At 67.2% G+C, this 22215-nt stretch carries 18 protein-coding genes; 11 read left to right on the forward strand and 7 right to left on the reverse strand.

The window, feature by feature from the left end; genetic code table 11:
- Window positions 1-38 precede the first annotated feature (38 nt).
- Both FOE78_RS10040 and FOE78_RS10045 read right to left on the reverse strand, forming a co-directional pair.
- Window positions 39-3842, reverse strand: a complete 3804-nt coding sequence (locus tag FOE78_RS10040; protein WP_168207457.1) for an ABC transporter ATP-binding protein — start codon at window positions 3840-3842, stop codon at window positions 39-41.
- Window positions 3839-4324 (reverse strand): MarR family winged helix-turn-helix transcriptional regulator, encoded by a 486-nt coding sequence (locus FOE78_RS10045; RefSeq protein WP_143986166.1) that lies wholly within the window; start codon window positions 4322-4324, stop codon window positions 3839-3841. The genes FOE78_RS10040 and FOE78_RS10045 overlap by 4 nt, the downstream gene beginning before the upstream one ends.
- A gap of 123 nt (window positions 4325-4447) precedes the next feature.
- Here FOE78_RS10045 and FOE78_RS10050 point away from each other — a divergent pair, with 123 nt between their 5' ends.
- From FOE78_RS10050 to FOE78_RS10065, 4 genes are all read left to right on the forward strand, one after another.
- Window positions 4448-4879 carry a PPOX class F420-dependent oxidoreductase gene (locus FOE78_RS10050; RefSeq protein WP_143986167.1) on the forward strand — a complete coding sequence of 144 codons (432 nt, stop codon included), beginning with the start codon at window positions 4448-4450 and terminating at the stop codon, window positions 4877-4879.
- Window positions 4880-4926: 47 nt separating this feature from the next.
- Entirely contained in the window at window positions 4927-5997 is a 1071-nt protein-coding gene (locus tag FOE78_RS10055; RefSeq protein ID WP_143988712.1) for an HD domain-containing protein, read from the forward strand.
- Between the two features lie 45 nt (window positions 5998-6042).
- Window positions 6043-7695, forward strand: coding sequence for a CocE/NonD family hydrolase (locus FOE78_RS10060; RefSeq protein WP_143986168.1), 1653 nt, complete (start codon window positions 6043-6045; stop codon window positions 7693-7695).
- Window positions 7696-7800: 105 nt separating this feature from the next.
- Window positions 7801-8325, forward strand: coding sequence for a histidine phosphatase family protein (locus tag FOE78_RS10065; RefSeq protein ID WP_143986169.1), 525 nt, complete (start codon window positions 7801-7803; stop codon window positions 8323-8325).
- A 485-nt stretch (window positions 8326-8810) separates the two neighbouring features.
- Here FOE78_RS10065 and FOE78_RS10070 read toward each other — a convergent pair whose 3' ends face one another.
- Complete coding sequence (locus FOE78_RS10070) at window positions 8811-9326, reverse strand: pyridoxamine 5'-phosphate oxidase family protein (protein ID WP_143986170.1); 516 nt, start codon at window positions 9324-9326, stop codon at window positions 8811-8813.
- Window positions 9327-9504: 178 nt separating this feature from the next.
- Between FOE78_RS10070 and FOE78_RS10075 the strand changes: the two genes are divergently transcribed.
- The 7 genes from FOE78_RS10075 (at window position 9505) to FOE78_RS10105 (ending at window position 18424) form a co-directional block, all read left to right on the forward strand.
- Window positions 9505-10356, forward strand: a complete 852-nt coding sequence (locus tag FOE78_RS10075) for a TrmB family transcriptional regulator (protein ID WP_143986171.1) — start codon at window positions 9505-9507, stop codon at window positions 10354-10356.
- A 58-nt stretch (window positions 10357-10414) separates the two neighbouring features.
- Window positions 10415-11428, forward strand: coding sequence for an adenylosuccinate synthetase (locus FOE78_RS10080; RefSeq protein WP_143986172.1), 1014 nt, complete (start codon window positions 10415-10417; stop codon window positions 11426-11428).
- Window positions 11429-11562: 134 nt separating this feature from the next.
- Window positions 11563-13779, forward strand: a complete 2217-nt coding sequence (locus FOE78_RS10085) for an alpha-galactosidase (RefSeq protein ID WP_228266136.1) — start codon at window positions 11563-11565, stop codon at window positions 13777-13779.
- Window positions 13780-13918: 139 nt separating this feature from the next.
- A complete protein-coding gene (locus FOE78_RS10090) occupies window positions 13919-14857 on the forward strand; it encodes a carbohydrate ABC transporter permease (protein ID WP_143986173.1) in 939 nt (312 codons plus the stop codon).
- Between the two features lie 12 nt (window positions 14858-14869).
- On the forward strand, window positions 14870-15817 hold the full coding sequence (locus FOE78_RS10095; protein WP_143986174.1) for a carbohydrate ABC transporter permease: 948 nt from the start codon (window positions 14870-14872) through the stop codon (window positions 15815-15817).
- A gap of 8 nt (window positions 15818-15825) precedes the next feature.
- The gene (locus FOE78_RS10100; RefSeq protein WP_143986175.1) at window positions 15826-17220 is read left to right on the forward strand and encodes an ABC transporter substrate-binding protein; all 1395 of its coding nucleotides are present in this window, start codon (window positions 15826-15828) and stop codon (window positions 17218-17220) included.
- 37 nt (window positions 17221-17257) lie between these two features.
- Complete coding sequence (locus FOE78_RS10105; protein WP_143986176.1) at window positions 17258-18424, forward strand: ROK family protein; 1167 nt, start codon at window positions 17258-17260, stop codon at window positions 18422-18424.
- A 36-nt stretch (window positions 18425-18460) separates the two neighbouring features.
- Here FOE78_RS10105 and FOE78_RS10110 read toward each other — a convergent pair whose 3' ends face one another.
- The 4 genes from FOE78_RS10110 to FOE78_RS10125 form a co-directional block, all read right to left on the reverse strand.
- A complete protein-coding gene (locus tag FOE78_RS10110) occupies window positions 18461-19219 on the reverse strand; it encodes an ABC transporter permease (protein ID WP_143986177.1) in 759 nt (252 codons plus the stop codon).
- 76 nt (window positions 19220-19295) lie between these two features.
- Entirely contained in the window at window positions 19296-20768 is a 1473-nt protein-coding gene (locus tag FOE78_RS10115; protein ID WP_143986178.1) for a purine-cytosine permease family protein, read from the reverse strand.
- A gap of 43 nt (window positions 20769-20811) precedes the next feature.
- Entirely contained in the window at window positions 20812-21252 is a 441-nt protein-coding gene (locus tag FOE78_RS10120; RefSeq protein ID WP_143986179.1) for a thiol-disulfide oxidoreductase DCC family protein, read from the reverse strand.
- A 4-nt stretch (window positions 21253-21256) separates the two neighbouring features.
- Window positions 21257-22213, reverse strand: coding sequence for a hypothetical protein (locus tag FOE78_RS10125; RefSeq protein ID WP_143986180.1), 957 nt, complete (start codon window positions 22211-22213; stop codon window positions 21257-21259).
- Between the last annotated feature and the right edge of the window lie 2 nt (window positions 22214-22215).

Here is a 22215-nt window from a genome sequence, read left to right on the forward strand (position 1 = left end):
GGGCGTTCTTGGGTGCGGCTGATGGAGGGCGGTCACGATCACAGGTGCGAGTGGTCCGGGTCGCCGATGAAGGTTCGCCAGAGTTCGGCGTATCCGCCGTCCAGGGCCAGCAACTCCTCATGCGTTCCGTCCTCGGCCAGCCGGCCGTGTTCGATGTAGAGGATCCGGTCGGCCCGGGCCGCCGTGGTCAGCCGGTGTGCGACCACGATCGTGGTCCGCTGTTCGGCCAGCCGCTCGGTCGCGTGGGTCACCATCGCCTCGCTGCGCAGGTCCAGCGCCGCGGTCGCCTCGTCCAACAGCAGGATCGCCGGCTTCACCAACTCCGCCCGGGCCAGCGCGATCAACTGGCGTTGGCCCGCAGACAGGTTGCGGCCGCGTTCGGCGATCGGATGCAGATAGCCGCCCGGCAGCCGGGAGATCATCTCGTGCGCACCCACGGCCCGGGCCGCCGCCTCCACCTCGGCATCGCTCGCGCTCGGTCGCCCGTACGCGACCTGGTCACGGATGTTGCCCGGGAAGAGGTAACTCTCCTGCGGCACCAACCCCACGTGGCGCCGGTACGCGGGCAGATCCAGTGATCGAAGATCATGATCGTCGATCCGGATCGAGCCGTCGTTGATGTCGTAAAACCGCTCGATCAGCTTGACCACGGTGGACTTCCCGGCGCCGGTCTCACCGACCAGTGCGACCGTGTCACCGGCCGCGATCGAGACCGTCATGCCGTCCAGCGCCGGCCGGTTCGCGGTCTCGTACTGGAACACGACGTCGTCGAAGTCGATCCGGCCGTCGACCCGGTCCAAGATCACCGGCCGTTCGGCCGACGGAGTCGAGGTCGGGGTACTGAGCAACTCGCGGATCCGCATCAGACCGACCATCGCCTGCTGATAGCCGTCGAAGACCTGGGACAGGTTCTGAATCGGCGCGAACAGCAGATCGATGTAGAGCAGGTACGCGATCAGTCCGCCCGCGGTGATCATGCTGTTGTGGAACTGGGTCGCGGCCAAGATCAACACCAGCGCCCCGGCCAACGCACTGAGGAACTGGACGAACGGGAAGTAGATCGAGATGTAGCGCTGCGCCCGGGTCCGGGTACGCCGATAGCCGTCGGACAGGTTGGCGAACCGGGCCGCGTTGTGCTCCTCGCGGCGGAAGGCCTGGGTGATCCGCAGCCCGGCCACGTTCTCCTGCAGATCGGCGTTCACAACCGACAGTTGTTCCCGGGCCTGGCGATAGGCCCGGCTGCTGACCCGGCGGAAGACCAGCGTGGTGATCACCAGCACCGGCAACACCAGACCGACCACCAGCATCAGCCGGAGATTGAGGAAACACAGTGCGGTCAGGATGCCGAAGAACGACAGCAGGCTGACCAGTGCGGTGACCAGACCCGTCTGCATGAAGGAGGACAGCGCGTCCACGTCGGACGTCATCCGGGTCATGATCCGGCCGCCCATCTCGCGCTCGTAGTAGTCGAGCCCGAGCCGCTGCAGGTGGCTGAAGATCTTCACCCGCAGCGTGTAGAGGAAACGCTCGCCGGTCCGGCCGGTGACCCGCATCGCGGCGATCTGCACGCCCCAGTCGATCAGTACGACGGCCAGCGCCAACGCCGATGCCACCCAGATCGCGGTCAGCAGACCCTTGTTGACGCCGTCGTCGATGCCGTCGCGGATCAACACCGGCAAAGCCAAACCACACAGGGCATCCGCGGCGACCAGCCCGAATCCGACCGCGAACGGCAGCCGGAACTTGCGCAGCAGCGAACCGAGCCGGAAGTGATCATCACTGGCCCGGGCGAACGCCGGATCGACTTCGGGCCGGCCGTCGGCCGGCGGCAACTTGTCCACCGCGTCCAGCAACTCCGGGGTCGGCGGCATCGACGCCATCCCGGAGCTCAGCCCGCGACCACCGCCACCGCCGCCGCGTCCACCGGCAGCACCCATCCGCGCCAGCCGGTCGGCGATCACCGGGTCGTCGACGCCGCCAGGCACCGCATCCGGATCCCACAGCCCGGCAGTGACCTCGCCGGTCCGCCAGCCGTCCGCGTCGTCGTCGAAGATCAAGTTCTCCGGCCCGGCCAGCAGTTCACGGAAGAGCTCGGAGCGTTGCTCCAATTCCTCGATGGTGCCGAAGTCGACGATCCGCCCATGATCAAGTACGGCGATGCGGTCTGCCAGCTGCAGCGTCGAGCGACGATGCGCCATCACCAGCGTGGTCCGCCCGTGCAACACCCGATGCAGGTTGGCGTGGATCTCCGCCTCGACCCGGGCGTCGATCGCCGAGGTGGCGTCGTCCAAGATCAGGATCCGCGGATCGGCCAGGATCGCGCGCGCCAGCGCCACCCGCTGCCGCTGGCCGCCGGACAGGGTGAGGCCCTGCTCGCCGACCACGGTGTCGTACCCCTTCGGCAGTTCGCTGATGAAGCCGTCGGCATGGGCAGCCTCGGCCGCGACCTCGATCTCGGCCCGGCTCGCGTTCGGTCGTTCGTACGCGATGTTCGCCGCGATGCTCTCGCTGAAGAGGAAGCTGTCCTCGGGCGCGATCCCGATCGCTGCCCTGAGCGATTCCACCGTCAGCCCGCGTACGTCCTGGCCGTCGATCCGGACGACGCCCTGCGAACAGTCGTAGAAGCGGGGCACCAACTGCGCGATCGTCGACTTGCCCGACCCGGACCCGCCGACGATGGCCAGCGTCTCGCCCGGCTCGACGGTCAGGTTGATGCCGTCCAGCACCGACCGGCCGGCCTCGTAGCAGAAGCTCACGTCGGTGAAGGTGAGCCGACCGGGTCCGGGCCGCAGCTGCTCGGCATCGGGAAGTTCCTTGACGGTCGGCCGGGTGTCGATGATCTCGAAGATCCGGATCACCGACGCCTTCGCCTGCTGGCCGGTGGTCAGCAGCAGGCTGAGCAGCCGGACCGGGTTGGCCATCTGGGTGACGTAGGTGGAGAAGGCGAGGAAGGTACCCAGTGTCAGCCCGCCGTGCACCGCGAGGTAGCCGCCCAGCGCCAGTACGCCGACCGTGCCCAGTTGCGGGATCGCCTGCATGGCAGGGTTGTAGATGCTGTTGAGCTTGATCGTCCGCAGCCGCGCGCCGAACAGCCGTTGGGAGACGTCGTCGACCCGGTCGAGTTCCTGCCGTTCCTGGCCGAAGCCCTTCACCACGCGGACTCCGGACGTCGCCGCTTCCACGGCGCCGGCCAATTCGCCGTCGGTCTGCTGGGCGAACCAACTGGACGGGAACAGCTTCGCTCGACTGCGCAGGCCCAGGATCCACAGCGCCGGAATCGTGGCCAGCGCGATCAGCGCGAGCATCGGCGACAACGAAAACATCACCGTGATCGAGGCGACGAACATGACCAGGTTGCCGACCAGGTTGGGCAGCATCTGCAACAGCGCCTGGACCAGGGTGAGGTCCGAGGTCGTCCGGCCGACCACCTGGCCGGTGCTCAGCCCGTCCTGCTTGGCGCCGTCCAGCTTGGCCAGCGAGTTGAAGACGTCGGTACGCAGTGAGTGCTGGACGTCGACCGAGAGCCGGCCGCCGTTGAAGCGGCGCAGGTAGGTCAGGCCGAAGACGGCCGCGGCGACGATCACCAGCAGGGCCGCCCAGGGCAGCAGCGGCTGCACCGGCTTTAAGATCACGTGATCGATGATCTGGCGCTGGATCAGCGGCAGCGTGACGGCCAGGACCTGGCTGACCACGCCGGCCCCGAACGCGATCAGCACCCTGGGTTTGAACCGCCAGCAGTAGCCGGCGATCCGGCGGACCCAGCGGTCTTCCGGCCGGGCCGGCGCGCTGTCGGTGCTCGGTTGTTCGGTCGAGGTGCCGGAGGCGGTTGCGAGCTGGGTCACCGGGCGCCCTCCGATCCGGCGACGGTCGCCGGCTGCGGTGCGTTCAGCCGGGTCACCCGGTGGTCCTCCAACTCGGCCATCAACGCCAACAGCCGATCGGGTTCGGCCGAGTCGTCGAGCAGCTCGGTGAAGCGCTCGGCGTAGATCCGTTCGGTCTCGGCCAGCGCGGCTCGACCGGCTGGGGTGAGCTCGAGTCGGATCACCCGCCGGTCGGCGGAGTCCGCCTCCCGGGTGAGCAGACCGGCCGCCACCAGCCCGTCGGCGATCGCGGTCAGCGTCGGCTTGCGGACCGCCAGCCGCTCGGCCAGCCGGGCCGCCCGTTCGCCGCCGGCCGCGGCCCGGCGCAGGATCCGGAACTGCGACGTGGTCAGCGGGGCACGGGTGCGTTCGATGTTGCGGGCGAGCCACAAGGTCGCATCGACCGCGGCCAGCAGGTCGTCTTCCGGCCGCGGCGATGCTGCCGGCATCTCTGCAGAGGACATGGTTAGGCAGTCTAATAGTTAGGGCGTCTCATATCACCCCTGGCTCAGCTGTTGTTCCAGGTTTCGGACGGAGTGCGTCGGGCAGCCCGGAGGTCGCCGGCGGCCCCTCGTTACGCTGCCACCATGGCGTCATCGGATGAGCTGCTCGCGGCGTTCGGCAGTCGCGGCAACTGCGCACTGGCCACGATCAAGTCCGACGGCGGACCTCAGATCACCAACATCTCGTACGCCTTCGACGCCGCGCACTCGACGTTCAAGATCTCGATCACCGACGGCCGGATCAAGACCCGCAACCTGCGCCGCGATCCGCGCGCGACCCTCTACACCACCTCCGCCGACGGCTGGTCCTACAGCGTCGCCGACGGCACCGCCGAGCTGAGCCCGGTCGCGGCCGATCCTCAGGATGCGACCGTGGAGGAGTTGATCAAGGTTTACCGGGACGTCTCCGGCACCGAGCATCCGGACTGGGACGACTACCGTCGGGCCATGGTCGAGGATCGTCGGCTGGTGCTGACCGTACGAGTTGATCATGTGTACGGAGCACCGGCCAGGTGAGCGAGCAGAGCGACATCTCGCCCCGAGCCCGGGCCTGGGCGACGACGATGCGCGGCCACGAGGTGGACAGTGTCGTCCGTGCCCACGCCGACTCCCGGGCCGCGGTCGGCCCGGGCTCGGTCGTCGGCCGTCAGGTGCGGGAGGAACGGGAAGCCGCGTTGCTGCGGCCCGGGGCGACTCTGGCACGCGGCGCCGGCAACCGGGAACGGGACGAACGGCCGGACGACGAGCGCACCTGCTTCGAACGCGACCGCGATCGGATCGTGCACTCGACCGCGTTCCGCCGGCTGGCCGGCAAGACCCAGGTGGTCGTCTATCCCAGTGATCATCAACGAACCCGGCTGACCCACGCGCTTGAGGTCGCCCAGGTGGCGACCTCGATCGCCCGCGGGATCGGCGTCAACATCGCTTTGACCGAAGCGATTGCGCTCGGTCACGACTGTGGTCACGGGCCCGGTGGGCACGCCAGCGAGGACGCCTTCGACGCCTACCTGCCGGGTGGTTACGACCACGGACCGTGGGGCGCCGACGTGGTGCTCACCGATCTCAATCTCTGCCGGGAAACGCAGGACGGCATCCGTAATCACTCCTGGTCCCGGCCGGCACCGGGCACCGTGGAAGGCGAGATCGTCAGCTGGGCGGACCGGATCGCCTACTGTGCGCATGATCTTGAAGACGCCGCGCACGCCGGCATTGTTGATCTTGACGAGCTGCCTGCGGAGGTCACTGCCGTCTGCGGTCGCAGCCGGCGAGAGCAGCTGAGCGTGTTCATCCGGTCGATCATCGGCACCGTCGCCGAGCATGATCGGGTCGGGATGGCGGCCGAGCCGGCGGCCGCGCTGGCCGCATTGCGCGCCTTCAACTACGAACGCATCTACACTCGGCCCGACTCGCTGGCGCAATCGCGTGCAGTGGTGGAGGTGTTGACCGCGTTGGTCGACTTCTACCTTGATCATCCCGATCGGCTGCCCGCCGGCTCGCTCGACAGCAACTGTGATCGGGTGCACGCTGCCGTCGGCTATGTCGCCGGCATGACCGACCGCTATGCCTTCGCCACCGCGGTCGAGCTGATCGGCTGGGATCGCGATCGGCTGCCGCAAGGAATCGACCGCCAGTAGATCGACGGTCAGTCAAGAGAATCCGGACTCCCGGGAGGAGTGATCATGATCGAACAGAAGCTCATGGATCGCGTGTTCGGCCCGCTGCTGGATCGACTGCTGGGACTGGGCGAGGCCCGGACAGAGCACGTCGAGGTACGCCGCGATCTGGCGATGCCGCTGCCGGACGGTACGACGCTGGCGACCGATCACTACCGGCCGGCCGAGGTCGACCGCGGTCCGGTCGTCCTGGTGCGGACCCCGTACGACAAGAGCAATCCGATGTCGAGAGCGTACGGACTCGGGCTTGCTCGGCGCGGGCTGCAGGTGGTGGTGCAAGACGTCCGCGGCTGCTTCGGATCGGCCGGTGACTTCGAGCCGTTCCGGCACGAGCGCGATGACGGCTTGGCCACCCTCGACTGGGTGCGTGATCAACAGTGGTGTGACGGCCGGATCGCGATGGCCGGGGCGAGCTACTTCGGCTACACGCAGTGGGCTGTGGCCCCGTACGCGGATCCGAAGCTGTCCGCGGTCGCGCTCGGCGTCACCGCCTCGGACTTCCGGCCGACGTTCTATCCGGGCCGATCGGTCGGCTGGCAGCTCGCGCTGGCCTGGTCGTCGTCCATCGGCACCCAGGAGGATCGGATGCCGCCGTGGCAGCGATTCGCCTTGCGTCGCAAGGTTTCCGCCGCGATGCCGACGCTGCCCGCGTCCCGCGCCGATCTCGCCGCGATCGGCAAACGGGTGCAGTTCCTGCACGACGTCGTGGAGCATGCCGAGCCGGATGATCACCACTGGGACTTTCTTGATCATGGTCAGCAGCTGGCCGAGCTGGGCACGCCGGCCTCGATGGTGGCCGGCTGGTACGACATCTTCCTGCCCCAGCAGCTGCGAGACTTCACCGCGCTGCAGGAGGCCGGAGTGCCGGCCCGGCTCACCGTCGGCCCGTGGTGGCACGGTCAGCCGTCGTCGCTGCGGGCTATCTATCGCGATCAGATCGACTGGCTGACCGGGCACCTGCTCGACGACAAGTTGATCTTGAGCCGGCCGCCGGCCCGGCTGTTCCTGCAGGGCGCCGACCGGTGGCTGGACTTCGATCGGTGGCCGGTCGAAGCGGAGACGCGCGAGCTCCACCTGCACGCCGACGGCTGGCTCCGGTCAGAATCCCCAACCAGCGAAGCGAATCGAGCCTTCCGCTACGACCCGGGCGACCCGACGCCGATCATCGGTGGCGCACCGCTCAACGCGGCCGGGGGACAGGCGGACAACCGTGCCATCGAGGGCAGGGATGACGTGCTGACCTATCAGACCGAGCCGCTGGAACATGATCTTGACGTGATCGGCGAATCGACCGCCACGGTGTTCGTACGGACCGATCATGCCGACACCGACGTCTTTGTTCGAGTCTGCGACGTCGGCGGCAACGGTCGATCCTTGAACGTGATCGAGGGCATCCGCCGACTGCGACCGGGCGATCCGGCCGAAGATGATCAAGGAGTGCGGAAGGTGGAGGTCGAGCTGCTGCCGACCGCGTACCGCTTCCTGCGCGGGCACCGGCTCCGGGTCCAGATCAGCGGCGGAGGATTCCCGAACTACATCCGCAACCACCAGACCGGCGAACCGATCGCCACCGCCTCGCACACCCAGCCCGGGCGGACCCAGATCCTGCACGGTCCGGAGCACCCGACCAAGATCACCCTGCCCGTCGTCCAGGCCTGACCCAGCGGTGCTTCCCGCGCACCGTCGGCACTCCCGCGCACGTCGGAACATCCGCGGGAGCGCCGGGGGTTCGCGGGACTCGTTCTTCAGCGCTAGTTTCGGCACATGCCGCGGACCGTGATCATCATTCGTCATGCCGCGCCGGCGGTGCGCCCGGATCGTTCTCCGGAGTCGTGGCCCCTCAGCGCTGCCGGTCGGCGTGCGGCTGGCCGCCTTCGTGGACAGGTTCCGAGCGTTGCGTTGCTGGCGTCCAGTCGTGAGCTCAAGGCAGTTCAGACCGTGAGCTTGGTAGCCGGCGTGGCGCCCGCCGCGATCCATCAGGATGATCATTTCGGTGAGGTGCATCGTCCGGATGAGCCGTTCGACGATGATCATCGGGCCCGTCGTCGAGCTTGGGTGGAGGAGCGGCGGGACGAGCGCCACACTTCGTGGGAGACGCCGCAGGAGGCCGGTCGGAGATTCCAAGAGGGGTTGGACAATCTCGACGTGGAGACGATAGTCGTCGGCACCCACGGCATGGTCCTCACCGCTTGGCTGATGACGATCGGGTACGTCGCCCGCGGGGCATCTGCAGGGGACTTCTGGGAACGGCTGCCCTTCCCCGACCTGCTGGTCGTCTCCCGGCCGTGAGTGGCTGCGACGACTCGACCAACTTGCGTAACGAAGGTGCAGCTGAGGTGCGGGAAATCCTGCTCCTTCGTCATGCAAGTTCGGTGGACCGGCTGGGCGCCGGGGCGATCGAAGTGCCCGGCGTTCGTTTTCCAACCATGGTTGGGTTGTGAGGTCCTGGGTCCTGCTGCTGGGCATTCTTTTCGAGCTCTCGGTGGAAAACGTGCGGGCGCAAAGTCCCGGGCTCAGCGCGCCGCGCTCCGTGTCTCGGATTTCAGGAGGTTTTTGGAAGCTCCGAGCGCGATATGGGTGCGAGAGCTCCTTCGATTCGGGGGAGAGTGGGGACCGAAAGCGCCCGGGCGTTCATCCACCGATGGTCGGTTCATGACGTTGTGGATCGTGCTGCCAGGCACTCTCTTCTCTTCGAGGCGCTACGGCTGCTCTTTCGTCGGGCACGTTCAGCGGACGGCGGGGGAGTATCCCGACAACAGTGAGCCGCCCGTCCGTCAGGCGGGTCGCCAGGTCTGCCGGGGTTTGTAGCCGTCGCGGCGCAGCCAGTGCTCGGTGTAGACGATCCGATCCGGTGCGATGATCGTTAGCGGATCCTGCGGCGGCGAGTCCAGCGAGCGGCCGCGTTCGACCTGCTCGGACTGCCACCGAAATGCTTCCCAGTAGCCGTCGGCATCGGGGTGATCACGCTCGATGGTGCGGGCGGTTCCGAAGAGCTGGGCGCCGCGGCTGCTGGCCTGGCCGACCAGAGGAGCGAACACGGCCGCCGAGACGCGTGGATCGCGCCGCAGGTTGCGTGATTTCGGCGAGGAATTCCAACTGGTGTAGAAGATCTCGAAGCCCAGGCTGTAGAAGCGCACCGGCGTCGCTGCCGGCGAGCCGTCAGGGTTGACTGTGGCGACGACCGCCATGTTGTGGGTGGACAGCAGATTGAGGATGCGTTCCTCGAGTCGCTCGCGGGGGAGTTCGCGATCCGGAGCGGGCCCGGCCAACCACGGGTTCGTCAGCGGCATCGGCCCAGCATCGCAGAGCGCTCGCTGGGCCGGGTGAACTTGCTCAAGGAAGGTGCTGGAATCGTGCGCGGATTCGCGCAGTTTGGTCGAGCAAGTCCGCGCCGGTGCCGAGTAGGGCGATTGGCCCCGGCTACTAGTAGTTGCAAAGACCACTACGGATCGGGTAGCTTGGTCGCACGTGATCGAACGACTCACGGCGCTGGGCTTCTCGACCCAGGAAGCGCGGGTTTATCTGGCCCTGCTGCAGCATCCGTCGGCGACCGGCTACGAAATCGCCAAGCAGGCCGGACTGCAGCGGGCGAACGTCTATCAGGTGTTGTCGGTGCTCACTGACCGGAACGTGGTCGAGCGCGCCAACGACACTGGACCGGCCCGCTACGTCGCCCATCCGCCGGCCGAGGTTCTCGGTCGGATCAAGCGCCAGACGGCCCAGCAGGCCGACGGACTGATCGCCGATCTCTCTGCCCTGACAGCGAATCAGGAGCCGACCGGCTTTTTCTCGCTGCGCGATCGCGAGGCGGTGATCGAGCGCACCGCATCCCTGGTCGCCGACGCCGAACGACGCGTCGCGGTCTGTCTGTGGGCCGATGATCTTGACTGGTTGGCCGGTCCGCTGCAGGCCGCCGCGTCCTCCGGATGCCAGGTCGTGGTGAACGTGTTCGGTGAAGCAGAGCTCGACTTCGGCGAGGTGTTCACCCACGAGGAACCATCCCGTACGGTCGGCGGCCACCTGCTGCTGGTCGCCGTTGATCAAGGTACGGCGCTGGTCGGCGCGCTGGACGAGCCGGTGGGCGCCGTGTTCACCCAACATCCTGCACTGGTAGGGATCGTGGAGAAGCTGATCCGCGACGAGACCTACCTGGCCGCCATCTATGCCCGGTTCGCCGATGATCTTGAAACCGAGTTCGGCAAGCATCTGGTCAAGCTCCGTTCCCGTTTCCTGCCCGCAGAGCAGGCCGAGCAGCTGATCTCGATCGTCGGCTTCGGTGCCGATGATCAGGTCAGCGACCTCCTCATCAACCCCGCCTGAACCGCAGCTCGCTGCGAACGCCGTCCCTCATCTGCCTTAGCCACAAGGAGATTTCGTCATGCCCGCATCCGTGATCGTGGACGCCCTCTGGGGTGATTCCGGCAAGGGAAAGGCCTGCGCCTACCTGTCCCGCAAGCACGACGCCGCGCTGGCCGTACGAGCCGGCATCGGCACCAACGCCGGCGCCAGTGTGACCCTCGAGTCCGGCGAGTTGATCAAGGCCCGGCAGCTGCCGACCGGTTGGCTCAATCCCGGCACCCGGGTCGCGGTCGGCTCCGGTGTGCTGGTCGATCCGCGGATCTTCGCCTCCGAGCTGGATCGCTTCGGCATCGCCGACCGGGCCATGGTCGACCTTCGCTGCGCGGTGATCACCGAGGACCACATCGCCGCCGAACAGGGTGATGATCATCTTCTGGAACGGGTCGGATCGACCTGTACCGGCAACGGTCACGCCCGGGCCGACTTCATCCTGCGGCGCGCCCGCCAGGCTCGTGACCTGCCCGAGCTGGAGCCCTATCTCGCCGACGTCGCGGCGGAGGCGAACCGGATCGCGGCGACCGATGATCAACTCGTGATCATCGAGAGCTCACAGGGCACGATGCTGTCGCTGGCACTCAGCGACGACTACCCGTACACGACCTCGGGCAACTGCACCACCGCCGCCGCGCTGAACGACGTCGGCCTGAACTGGCGCCACCTGACCGACGTGATCATGGTCGTCAAGGCGATGCCGACCCGGGTCGGCCACGGCCCGCTGCCGTACGAGCTGAGCGCGGCCGAGGTCGAACGCCGCGGCATCGCCGAGTACGGCGTGAACACCGGCCGGCTGCGGCGCAAGGCTGCAGCACTTGATCATGATCTGCTCCGTTACGCCGCGATGCTGAACGGCCCGACCCAGATCGCGCTGACCTTCGGTGATCATCTCGACCCGCGGCTGCGCGGCGCCAGGACCACGGCCGCGATCGGACCCGAGGTGCGCACGGTGATCGCCGAGGTCGAGGCCAGCACCGGCGCGCCGGTGACGCTGCTGGACACCGGACCCCGGTTGGCCGACATGATCGAACTCGGCTGACTCCCGTCCCAGGCGGAGAGTGGGGGAGAAAGGCGATGAACCGGGGCTGACAGGGAGCAGCCGGAGCGGTAAGTTTCACGACAAAGAAAACCGATGTGTCCGATCATCGGTGCGTCCCCGACAGAGGAGTCGAGTTGCCCGTCGAACCGTTGCCCGACCAGCGCATCCTGCTCCGGGCCGAAGACACATCGGTCCTGATCGACCTCACCGCCGGAAGGCTCCCGGCGATCGTCCACTGGGGAAGTGAACTCGGCGAACTGACCGCCGCCGACGCCGCCGGACTGGCGGCGGCGACCATGCCCAGCCCGCACGCCAACGGCACCGATCAGGTCAGCCGGCTCGCGGTGCTGCCCGAACACCACACCGGCTGGACCGGCCGGCCGGGGTTGAGTGGTTCCCGCCGTGGCGTCGGCTGGTCGCCCAAGTTCACGACCACCGGGCTGACGATCTCCGGCGAGCGGCACGAGGGCCCTGAGTCTGTCGAAGGACCGGCAGCCGGCGGGGTGCCGTTGGCAACGTACGGAGTCGCGTCGGTCGAGACTGCTGCGGTCGACGAGCTTTCTCAACTGGGGTTGACGATCCGGATCGAACTGTTGTCCGGTGGTGTGGTGAGGATGCAGGCGACGGTGATCAACAACGGTGCCGACGACTACCAGTTGGATGATCTTGTACTGGCGCTTCCGGTGCCCGCACAGGCCCGTGAGATCCTCGACTTCGCCGGCCGCTGGGGCAAGGAGCGTACGCCACAGCGGCAGCCGCTCGGTGTCGGTACCCACCTGCGCGAGGGTCGGCATGGACGCACCGGCGCGGACGCGGCGACCGTCCTGCACCTGGGCACGCCCGGCTTCGGGTTCGCCGACGGTGAGGTCTGGGCCGTGCACACGGGCTGGAGCGGCAACCACACCCACTACGCCGAACGCGTCTACACCGGCGAGCAGGTGATCGGCGGCGGGGAGCTGCTGTTGCCCGGAGAGTTGATCTTGAAACCGGAGCAGAGCTACACCAGCCCGTGGATCTACGCCGGCCACGGCATCGGGCTGGACGCCGTCGCGCGCCGTTTCCACCGCTACCTGCGATCCCGGCCGCAGCACGTCGATGCGGACCGTCCGGTCACCCTGAACGTCTGGGAGGCGGTCTACTTCGACCACTCGCTGCCCAAGCTGATCGAGCTGGCCGAACGCGCTGCCGAGGTCGGCGTCGAGCGGTACGTGCTGGACGACGGCTGGTTCGGTGGGCGGCGCAATGATCAAGCCGGGCTGGGGGACTGGACTGTTTCCACCGACGTTTGGCCAAACGGTCTGCATCCCCTGGTGGACAAGGTGAAAGAGCTCGGCATGCAGTTCGGCCTGTGGTTCGAACCGGAGATGATCAACCTCGACTCCGAGGTCGCCCGGGCACATCCGGAATGGGTGATGGCCACCGGTGATCGGCTACCGGTCGAGGCCCGCCACCAGCAGGTGATCAATCTCGGCATTCCGGAGTGCTACGCCTACGTCAAGGACGCGATCTCCCGGCTGCTGGACACGTACGCGATCGACTACATCAAGTGGGACCACAACCGGGATCTGATCGATGCCGGCACCCAACCCGGTGGTGTGCCCGGCGTCCATGATCAAACCCTGGCCACCTATCGGCTGATCGACGAGCTCAAGGCCGAGCATTCCGGCCTGGAGATCGAGTCCTGCTCCTCCGGCGGCGCTCGAGTTGATCTTGGCATCCTGCAGCGGACGGACCGGGTCTGGGTCAGCGACTGCATCGACCCGCTGGATCGCCAGCAGATGAGCCGCTGGACCACCCAGCTCATTCCGCCGGAGCTGATGGGCAGTCACATCGCCTCCGAACGCAGCCACACCACCGGCCGCCGGCACGACCTGTCCTTCCGAGCCGCGACCGCGCTCTGGGGACATCTCGGTATCGAGTGGGACATCACCGGCGCGAACGATGATCAACGTGCCGAACTCAAAGCCTGGTTGGACTTCTTCAAGGCCGAGCGTGGTCTGTTGCTGCGCGGTGACCTGGTACGAATCGACCATCCCGACCCTGCCCTGATGGGCCACGGCGTGGTGGCGGCCGATCGCAGCCGGGCGCTCTACTCGCTGGCGATGGTTGACCGCTCCGAGGTGAACGGGATCGGACTGGTCCGGCTGCCCGGCCTGGATCCGGATCGCCGCTACCGGGTCAGCCCGGTGATCATCGGCGGCTGGCCCCAGACCCGCTTCCTGCCCAGTTGGTGGAGCGCGGACCGGCCGTACGTCGACCTCACCGGCGCTGCGCTGGCTCGGGTCGGCATCCAGCCGCCGGACCTGCCGGTCGAGCACGCGGTGATCCTGCGGGTGGATCCGCTCGACTGACGGCCCGGGCCCTTCGACGGGCTCCAGGGACCTTCGGATCTTGGATCAGTCTGAAGGTTGACCAAGAGTTTCTTTCATGCCAAAGTAAACGCGTCGCGGGGTGGCGTCGGCGCTCCTCGCCCGATGGACAGGACTGCCCATGGCCTCTGAACTGGCTACCGGTGCGGTGCCCACCGCACGTTCCTCGACCGGTACGGCGCCCCGGCGGCGCCGACCCGACGACACCAAGCTGGCGTTGATCTTCATCGCGCCGGCCGCGATCGGCTTCATCGTCTTCCTGATCTGGCCGCTGATCCGGGGCATCTACCTCAGCTTCACCAAGTTCAACCTGCTCACCCCGGCCGAGTTCAACGGCCTGGACAACTACCGGCGGATGCTGCTGGACCCGGTGTTCTGGAACGCGCTGAAGGTCACCGTCGAGTACGTGGTGATCAACATCGGCGTGCAGACCATCCTGGCGCTGGTGATCGCGGTGCTGATGCAGCGGCTGACCCGATCGCTGGTGGCGCGCGGCATCATCCTCACCCCGTACCTGGTGTCCAACGTGGTCGCGGCCCTGGTGATGTTGTGGATCCTGGACACCGGCCTGGGCATCACCAACCAGCTGCTGGGCTTCATCGGCATCGATCCGATCGGCTTCTTCACCGACAGCAAGTGGGTGATCCCGACGATCGCGATGGTCAACGTGTGGCGCTACGTCGGCTACACCGCGTTGTTGATCTTCGCCGGTCTGCAGACCATCCCGCCCGGCCTGTACGAGGCCGCACGGGTCGACGGGGCGAGCGAGCTCAGCATGTTTTTCCGGATCACCATGCCGTTGCTACGGCCGATCCTGGCGCTGGTGCTGATCATCTCCATCATCGGCTCCTTCCAGGTCTTCGACACCGTCTCGGTGACGACCCAGGGCGGACCGGTGAACGCGTCGCGGGTGCTGCAGTACTACATCTACGACATGGCGTTCGGCCGCTTCCAGTTCGGGTACGCCTCCACCCTGGCGGTCGCACTGCTGGTGGTGCTGATGGTGATCACCTTCATCCAGTACCGGATGACCCGCGCCGGCCAGACCGACCTCGACTGAAGGGCGATAGCGATGTCAACTCTTGCCACCACCGAGATCGAGACCGATCAGCCGAAGACGGTGCCCGCCGGTGCCGACTCGACCCGACGACGCAGCATCGGCCGGGTGATCGCCTGGATCGTGATGATCGCGATCATGATCTTCACGCTGGCACCGTTCTACTGGATCGTCCGGACCGCGTTGTCGTCCAACGCCGCGATCCTGGCCCACCCCGCCACACCGTGGCCGGTCGGCTTCTCGCTGGACTCCTTCAAACGGGTGTTCGGCTGGCAGACCGGCGACGCCGCGATCGCCGCCGGCGGGTCCGGGCAGTCGATCAACTTCTGGCTCTACCTGCGTAATTCGATCATCGTGGCCTGCCTGGTGACGGTCGGTCAGGTGTTCTTCTCCGCGATGGCCGCCTACGCGTTCTCCCGGCTGCGCTGGCGGCTGCGCGGACCGGTGTTCGCGATCTTCCTGGCCGGGTTGATGGTCCCGTCGATCTTCACCCTGCTGCCGAATTTCGTCCTGATCAAGCAGATCGGGCTAATCGACACCCTGCCCGGCATCGCGCTGCCGACCATGCTGATGTCGCCGTTCGCGATCTTCTTCCTCCGCCAGTTCTTCCTCACCGTCTCCCGCGAGGTGGAGGAAGCCGCCCTGATCGACGGCGCGAGCAAGGTGATGATCTTCTTCCGACTGATCATCCCGATGTCCGTGGCGCCGATCACCACGTTGGCGGTGCTGACCTACATCACCAGTTGGAACGACTACTTCTGGCCACTGATGGTCTCCTACACCGACAGCTCGCGGGTGCTCACCGTAGCCCTGGCGGTGTTCAAGTCGCAGACCCCGAACACCGGACCGGACTGGGCCGGCCTGATGGCCGCGACCCTGGTCGCAGCGCTGCCGATGTTGATCTTGTTCATGGTCTTCGCACGCAGGATCGTCAACTCCATCGGCTTCTCCGGGATCAAGTGAGGACCGCCATGTTCAAGATCAAGAAGCTCAACCCCACCGGCACCGTACGACGTCGGTTCCGGACTCGGTTCAAGACGCTGGCGGTCGGCGTCGCGGTGGCGATGACCGCCGCCGTGTCGGCCTGCAGCGGGAGCGGCAGCAGTCAGGCCGACAACGAGATCACCTACTGGCTCTGGGACGCATCCCAACAGCCCGGCTATCAGAAGTGTGCCGACGCCTTCCACCAGCAGAACCCGAAGCTGAACGTCAAGATCACCCAGTACGGCTGGGGTGACTACTGGACCAAGCTCACCGCCGGCTTCATCTCCGGCACCGCACCCGACGTGTTCACCAACCACCTGACGAAATACCCGCAGTTCGTCGACCTGAACGTGTTGCTGCCGCTGGATCAGCTGCAGGCCACCCGGGACATCTCGGACGACGAATTCCAGCCGGGGCTCGGAGAACTGTGGAGCAAGGACGGTCATCGCTACGGGTCGCCCAAGGACTGGGACACCGTCGGCCTGTTCTACAACACCCAGCTGCTGCAGAAGGCGGGCGTCGATCCGGCCGAGCTGGGCAAGCTGGACTGGAACACCAAGGACGGCGGCAGTTTCGAGAAGTTGATCGCCCATCTCACGGTGGACAACAAGGGACGCCGCGGCGACGAGAAGGGCTTCGACAAGAACCACGTCGCGGTGTACGGTCTCGGCGGTCTGGGCGCCGGCGACAACATGGCGCAGACGACCTGGTCGTCGTTCGCGGTCAGCAACGGCTGGCAGTTCATGGACAAGAACCCGTGGGGCACCCACTACAACTACGGTGATCAGAAGCTGCAGGACACGCTGTCCTGGTATTTCGGCCTGGCCCGCAAGGGATATGCACCCAAGTACGGCACCTTCAGCGACAGCTTCGGCGCGTACAACCAGTTTGCCGCAGGCAAGGCCGCGATCGTCGAGGACGGCGCCTGGATGATCTCCAGCTACCAGACGATCAAGGACATCAAGTGGCAGATCGCGCCGATGCCGATCGGCCCCAGCGGCAAGCGGGCGGCCCCGTTCAACGGCCTGGCCGATTCGGTGACCAAGTTCGCCAAGAATCCGGAGAACGCCGCCAAGTGGGTCAAGTTCCTCAGCACCGAGCAGTGCCAGGATCTGATCGGCAAGGCCGGGGTGGTGTTCCCGGCGCGGCCGCAGGCGACCGGGATCTCCTTGCAGACAAGGAAAGCAGCCGGAGTGGACGCCAGCGCGTTCACCGACACGGTGGCCAACAAGGAGACCTTCTTCCTGCCGGTCAGTAGCTACGGCGCGGACATCGCGGCGATCATGACGCCCGGCCTGGAAGCCATCTTCATCGGCGAACAGCCGGTCTCCTCGCTGGTCGATCTCAACAACCAGGTCAACCGGCTGTTCGAGTTCGGATGATCAACATCGACCGGGATTGATCAACGGGAATCAGACGATGATGTCGAAGCCGGCCCCGGACCGCGGCACGCCACCTGCCGACGCGAGCGCTCGCTCGGTCGCCCTGGCGGTGCTGCGATCGGGGCCGGTGTCGCGTGCCGAGTTGTCCCGCCAACTGGGCTTGTCGACCGCGAGCCTGACCCGGCTGACCCGGCCGATGCTGACGAGCGGGCTGCTGATCGAACGCCGAGCGGAGTTGATCAGTCGGACCGGACGACCGTCCCGTCCGCTGGACGTCGATGCCGGGCATGCCAACTTCCTGGGCATCAAACTCACCGGGTCGGTCGCCTACGCTGTGGTCTGCGACCTCAAGGGTGTCGAACTGGCCCGCGACGAACGCCCGATCGCCGATCCTTCCCCGGCGGCTGTGGTCGCGCTGGTGAACTCGATCACCGAGTCTCAGCGGATCGACTGGCCCAGGTTGGCCGGCATCGGCATCTCCCTGGGAGGCACGGTCGAAGGCCGGCGGATGGTCCGGCGGGCGCCGTTCCTGGGTTGGCGGGACGTCGCGCTGACCGATGCGCTGTCGACCGAGGTCGACCTGCCGGTCAGCCTGGACAACGATCTGCGGGCGCTGGCCCAGGCCGAGCACTGGTTCGGCGCCGGCCGTGGCTGCCGTTCGCTGCTGGTGATCACGGTCGGTGTCGGTGTCGGTGCCGCGGCCGTCGTACATGATCAACTTCTCGAGGGCAGGGGAGGCCTGGCCACCCTGGTCGGGCACTGGATTCTCGATCCCGACGGGCCACCGTGCCGCGATGTTGATCATCGCGGTTGCGCCAGCGCGATCCTCACCTCGGGCGCGATCGCCGAGCAGGCGACCAGCGGACTGCATCGGCCGGTGAGCTTCGAGCAATGCGTCGGGTTGGCCGTGGCCGGCGATCCGGTGGCCGGCCGGGTGATCAGCTATGCCGCCGATCGCCTGGGGTTCCTGACGGCTCGGTTGGCCGACGTGTTCGCGCCGGAGCGGATCGTGATCACTGGCGACGGGCTGGACTACGTCGTCGCTGCGGAGGACGACTTTCGTCAAGCCCTGCAGGAGAACCGTTCGACCGAGGCCGATCCCGATGACGTACGGATCGCGCCGGGCGACTTCTTCAACTGGGCCCGCGGAGCCGCCTCGATCGCGATCCGGGACTACGTGCTGACCGACCTGCCGGTGACCTGATCGTCCGACCGGGTGCACTCAGCAGCCTTGCTCGCCTCACGGCTGCAGGGATCCGGCCAGATCCTTCGGCAGCAGGCGGGCAGCCCGCATGAACCGGTGGCCGACCACGATGGTGATCGTCTGAGTACACAACAAGCCGACCAACACGATCACCTGTGCGGTGCCCGCCTGGATCGGCGAGCCGCCGCCCAGCAGCACCCCGATGAAGGCGCCGGGCAGGGTGACCAGGCCGACCGTACGGGTCTGGTCCATGCCCGGCACCAACGCCTCGGGCAGTCGCCGGCCGATCACCTCGGTGATCGACTCGGCCCGGGTCAGCCCGATGCTCAGGGCCGCCTCGTAGACGCCCTTCTCCTCCCGCAGCGCGGCGAAGGATCTACGGCCGGCCAGCGAATTCGCGTTCATCGTGCCGCCGATGATGATGCCGGCCACCGGCACCAGCGACGGCCCGTTGAACGGGATCGCGCCGGAGGCGAAGATCACCGCCAAGGTCGGCACCAAGCCGCACAACATTGCCAGTGCGACCCAGGGCCAGGCCCGGCCTGCGCCGATCCGCCGCGACGAGGTGAACACAGCCACCGAGAACATGAACAACGCGAACACCGCCGACCAGATCAGCTGGCTGAGCGCGGCGGTGATGATCAAGGAGACGGCAGCCAGTTGGATCACCGCCCGGCCGGCGGCGACCGCGATCGCCTTCTCCTGCCGCAGTTGGCCGATCAACGATGCGCCGATGGCCAGCGCGACCAAGATCACCAGGGCGACGATCAGGCCGGGGCCGGGAGTTGCGAGCACATGCCTATCCTGCAGCCTCCGACCCGGATCGGGCGCAGCGCGGTGCCGACGCCAACCCGAGCCGCTCGGCGGCGCCTCACGCTTCCAGCGTCAACTCCTGCCGGCGTACGGCCGACCGGCCGAAGATCAGGTAGCCGAAGAAGCCGATCACCAGTGCCGCCAGCACGCCGAGATTCGCATACGCCCAGCTGCCGGTGCGGCCGCCGATCGGGCCGAGCAGATAACCCTGCCAACTCAGCCAGTGCGCGTAGGTGTTGGTGACCAGGCCCCAGCCGACCGCGGTGCCGATGATCATCAACGCGATGCCGAGCCAGTTGATGTCGCCGTAACGACCGGTGCGGTCCTGCAGCCCGGCGGCGTCGTAATCCCTGTGTCGCAGGACGATGTCGGCCATCATCACCCCGGCCCAGGCCGCGATCGGCACGCCGAGAGTGATCAGGAAGCCCTGGAACGGGCCGAGAAAGTCGCTGGCGAAGAAGACGATGTAGATCGATCCGATGATCATGATGCAGCCGTCCACCGCGGCCGCGGCCCAGCGGGGCACCGGCAGACCGGCGCTGAGCAACGCCAGCCCGGAGGAGTAGATGTCCAGCACCGCGCCGCCGACCAGACCGAGCACGGCGACGATCGCGAACGGCACCAGGAACCAGGTCGGCAACAGCGTGGTCAGCGCACCGATCGGATCGGCCGCCACCTTGTCGTTCAGCTCCTTGGACGATCCGGCCAGCAGCACCCCGAAGACCAGCAACAGCACCGGCGCCAGCGCGGCACCGAAGGTGGTCCAGCCGACCACGGCGCCGCTGCTGACGTTGCGTGGCAGGTAACGGGAATAGTCGGCCGCCATGTTGGCCCAGCTCAGGCCGAACGCGGTCATCATGAAGATCAACGCGCCGATCATGGCGGCCAGGCCGCCGGACGGCAGCGCGGCCAGCGCGGTCGGGTTGATGTGGCCGAGGACCAAGATCGCGTAGACCACCGTGAGTACGCCGGTGACGATGGTGATGATCACCTGCAGCCGCATGATCAAACTGAAGCCCATGATCCCGCTGCCGACGATCAGCACCGCCACCACGATCAGCGAAACGATCTTGGTCGGGGTGCCGGCGTTCCAGCCCAGCTCGCCGAAGACGGTCGTGGTGGCCAGCACCGCCAGCGAGACCAGCGCGGTCTCCCAGCCGACCGTGATCATCCACGACACCACCGCCGGCAACCGGCTGCCGCGCACCCCGAACGCCGGCCGGGCCAGCACCATCGTCGGCGCCGAACCCCGTTTGCCGATCAACGAGATCACTCCGCAGAGCGCGAACGACAACACGGTGCCGATCACGCCGACCACGATCGCCTGCATCGCCGACAGCCCGAAGCCGAGCACGAACGATCCGTAGCTGATCCCGAGCACCGACACGTTGGCCGCGAACCACGGCCAGAACAGGCTCCTGGCGGTGCCGTGCCGCTCCGCCTCGGCGATCGTGTTCAGCCCGTTCTGTTCGATCGTCAGCGCCCGCGTCGCCTCCGCAGCCGTAGTCTCCGAGCTTGTCGAAGGTTCCATGGCCCTCACCCTAATCCGGGCGCACCCGCTCGACCGGAGGTTTTCACTCCTGCGCCGGCGGCATCGCGCAGGCCGGGGTGCCGCCCGGCAGCCGCTGCCGATTCGCCGCAACCAGCCGATAGACGAACCAGGCGAGCGAGTTGATCACCGGCAAGGTGATCAGCCGGCCGAGCATCGCGTACGGCCTGCCGGCATAGGAAAGCCAAGCAGCAAAGGCATCCGCGCCGCCCGGCACCTGTGGCGGCACGCCATCGCCGGCCGGTAGCCAGATCAGCTCTCGCCGGGTCCGCTCGACACTCAGCCCGAAGGTCTCCAGCTCCAGGAACTGATAGGGCACGCGTTGGACGTCGGGCCGATCCGTGCGATGCAGCCGATCGGCGAGCCAACTCGTACTCGAACTGCAGAAGGCGCAGTCGCCGTCGATGATCACCCAGGGGCGATCCCGGTGCCCGGCCCGGATCGATGGTGTGGGAGCCGGCGTCATGGGTTCATCCTGACACGATGCGCGGTGCGAGCCGGCGGACGGTGATCACTGCCCCGGCGACGACACCGGCGTACCCGGTCAGGATCGCAACCAGCCAGGCGGTCGAGACCGAACGACACGACGTGCCCCAGAATCCGCTGCCGTACGGGTCCGCGCCGCCCAGCGCGGAATCGCCGATGGTCAACGCGCACAAGTCCCGACCGGTCGTCTCCGCGCTGACCACAGTGGCGGACGTCATCACGAACGCGGTCGCCAGCAGACCGGCCAGGATCGCCCCGACGGCAACGCCGGCGACGGCCGCGCGTCGAGTGCCCCGGGCCCGGCCGACCGCAGCGCAGCCGAACGCGACCGCGATCACGCACAACACTCCGAGCAACACATACGGCAGCAGCCTCACGGTGGGCGACGGTGGATCCGGCGTCTCGGGAGGATCCGGCAGGATCAGGTCCCTGACCACGTACATCGCGTCGCCGTCGTCGGACAGCCGGACCACCAGCGAGTGATCGAATTCTGATCCACTCTGCTCGCCGTCGGACCGCACCCAGGCGTCGGTTCGGACCCGGAAGATCACCGATCCGTCCGGTGTCGGCCGCAGGTCGAGCACCTCGACGTCGATCCTCGGATCGCTCAGCGCCTGCCCCATGGAGGCCGCCTGCTCACCGTCGAAGAAGATGCGGAAGATCTTGTCGCCGACGTCGGGCTCGGCCAGCGTGATCGAGGAAGGCAACGGTGAGCTGCGGTGCGCCGGCGTGCCCAGACCGGTCTTGGCGCCGTAGAAGTCGCCGATCAGCCGGCGTTCGGTGTCGGTGATCCGGTCCGCCTGCGACCACGGATTGCGATGGCTCAGGTACAGCGCGATCCCGGCCGAGGTCAGCGCGATCAGCAGCAGCACGGCAGCCAGCCCGGCCGCGAAGATCGGTGGGGTGGCGCGGCGTTGCGTCACAGCCGTCGGTTGGCTCACGC

The organism is Microlunatus elymi (assembly GCF_007362775.1).
In the GTDB taxonomy this organism is placed as follows: Bacteria; Actinomycetota; Actinomycetes; order Propionibacteriales; family Propionibacteriaceae; genus Microlunatus; species Microlunatus elymi.

Excerpts from the sequence above, each read along its gene's own strand:
- FOE78_RS10105 (WP_143986176.1), top strand. The coding sequence starts at position 17,258 with ATGATGTCGAAGCCGGCCCCGGACCGCGGCACGCCACCTGCCGACGCG.
- FOE78_RS10090 (WP_143986173.1), top strand. The coding sequence starts at position 13,919 with ATGGCCTCTGAACTGGCTACCGGTGCGGTGCCCACCGCACGTTCCTCG.
- FOE78_RS10060 (WP_143986168.1), top strand. The coding sequence starts at position 6,043 with ATGATCGAACAGAAGCTCATGGATCGCGTGTTCGGCCCGCTGCTGGAT.
- FOE78_RS10120 (WP_143986179.1), bottom strand. The coding sequence starts at position 21,252 with ATGACGCCGGCTCCCACACCATCGATCCGGGCCGGGCACCGGGATCGC.
- FOE78_RS10095 (WP_143986174.1), top strand. The coding sequence starts at position 14,870 with ATGTCAACTCTTGCCACCACCGAGATCGAGACCGATCAGCCGAAGACG.
- FOE78_RS10080 (WP_143986172.1), top strand. The coding sequence starts at position 10,415 with ATGCCCGCATCCGTGATCGTGGACGCCCTCTGGGGTGATTCCGGCAAG.
- FOE78_RS10065 (WP_143986169.1), top strand. The coding sequence starts at position 7,801 with ATGCCGCGGACCGTGATCATCATTCGTCATGCCGCGCCGGCGGTGCGC.
- FOE78_RS10050 (WP_143986167.1), top strand. The coding sequence starts at position 4,448 with ATGGCGTCATCGGATGAGCTGCTCGCGGCGTTCGGCAGTCGCGGCAAC.
- FOE78_RS10045 (WP_143986166.1), bottom strand. The coding sequence starts at position 4,324 with ATGTCCTCTGCAGAGATGCCGGCAGCATCGCCGCGGCCGGAAGACGAC.
- FOE78_RS10055 (WP_143988712.1), top strand. The coding sequence starts at position 4,927 with ATGCGCGGCCACGAGGTGGACAGTGTCGTCCGTGCCCACGCCGACTCC.
- FOE78_RS10100 (WP_143986175.1), top strand. The coding sequence starts at position 15,826 with ATGTTCAAGATCAAGAAGCTCAACCCCACCGGCACCGTACGACGTCGG.
- FOE78_RS10115 (WP_143986178.1), bottom strand. The coding sequence starts at position 20,768 with ATGGAACCTTCGACAAGCTCGGAGACTACGGCTGCGGAGGCGACGCGG.
- FOE78_RS10070 (WP_143986170.1), bottom strand. The coding sequence starts at position 9,326 with ATGCCGCTGACGAACCCGTGGTTGGCCGGGCCCGCTCCGGATCGCGAA.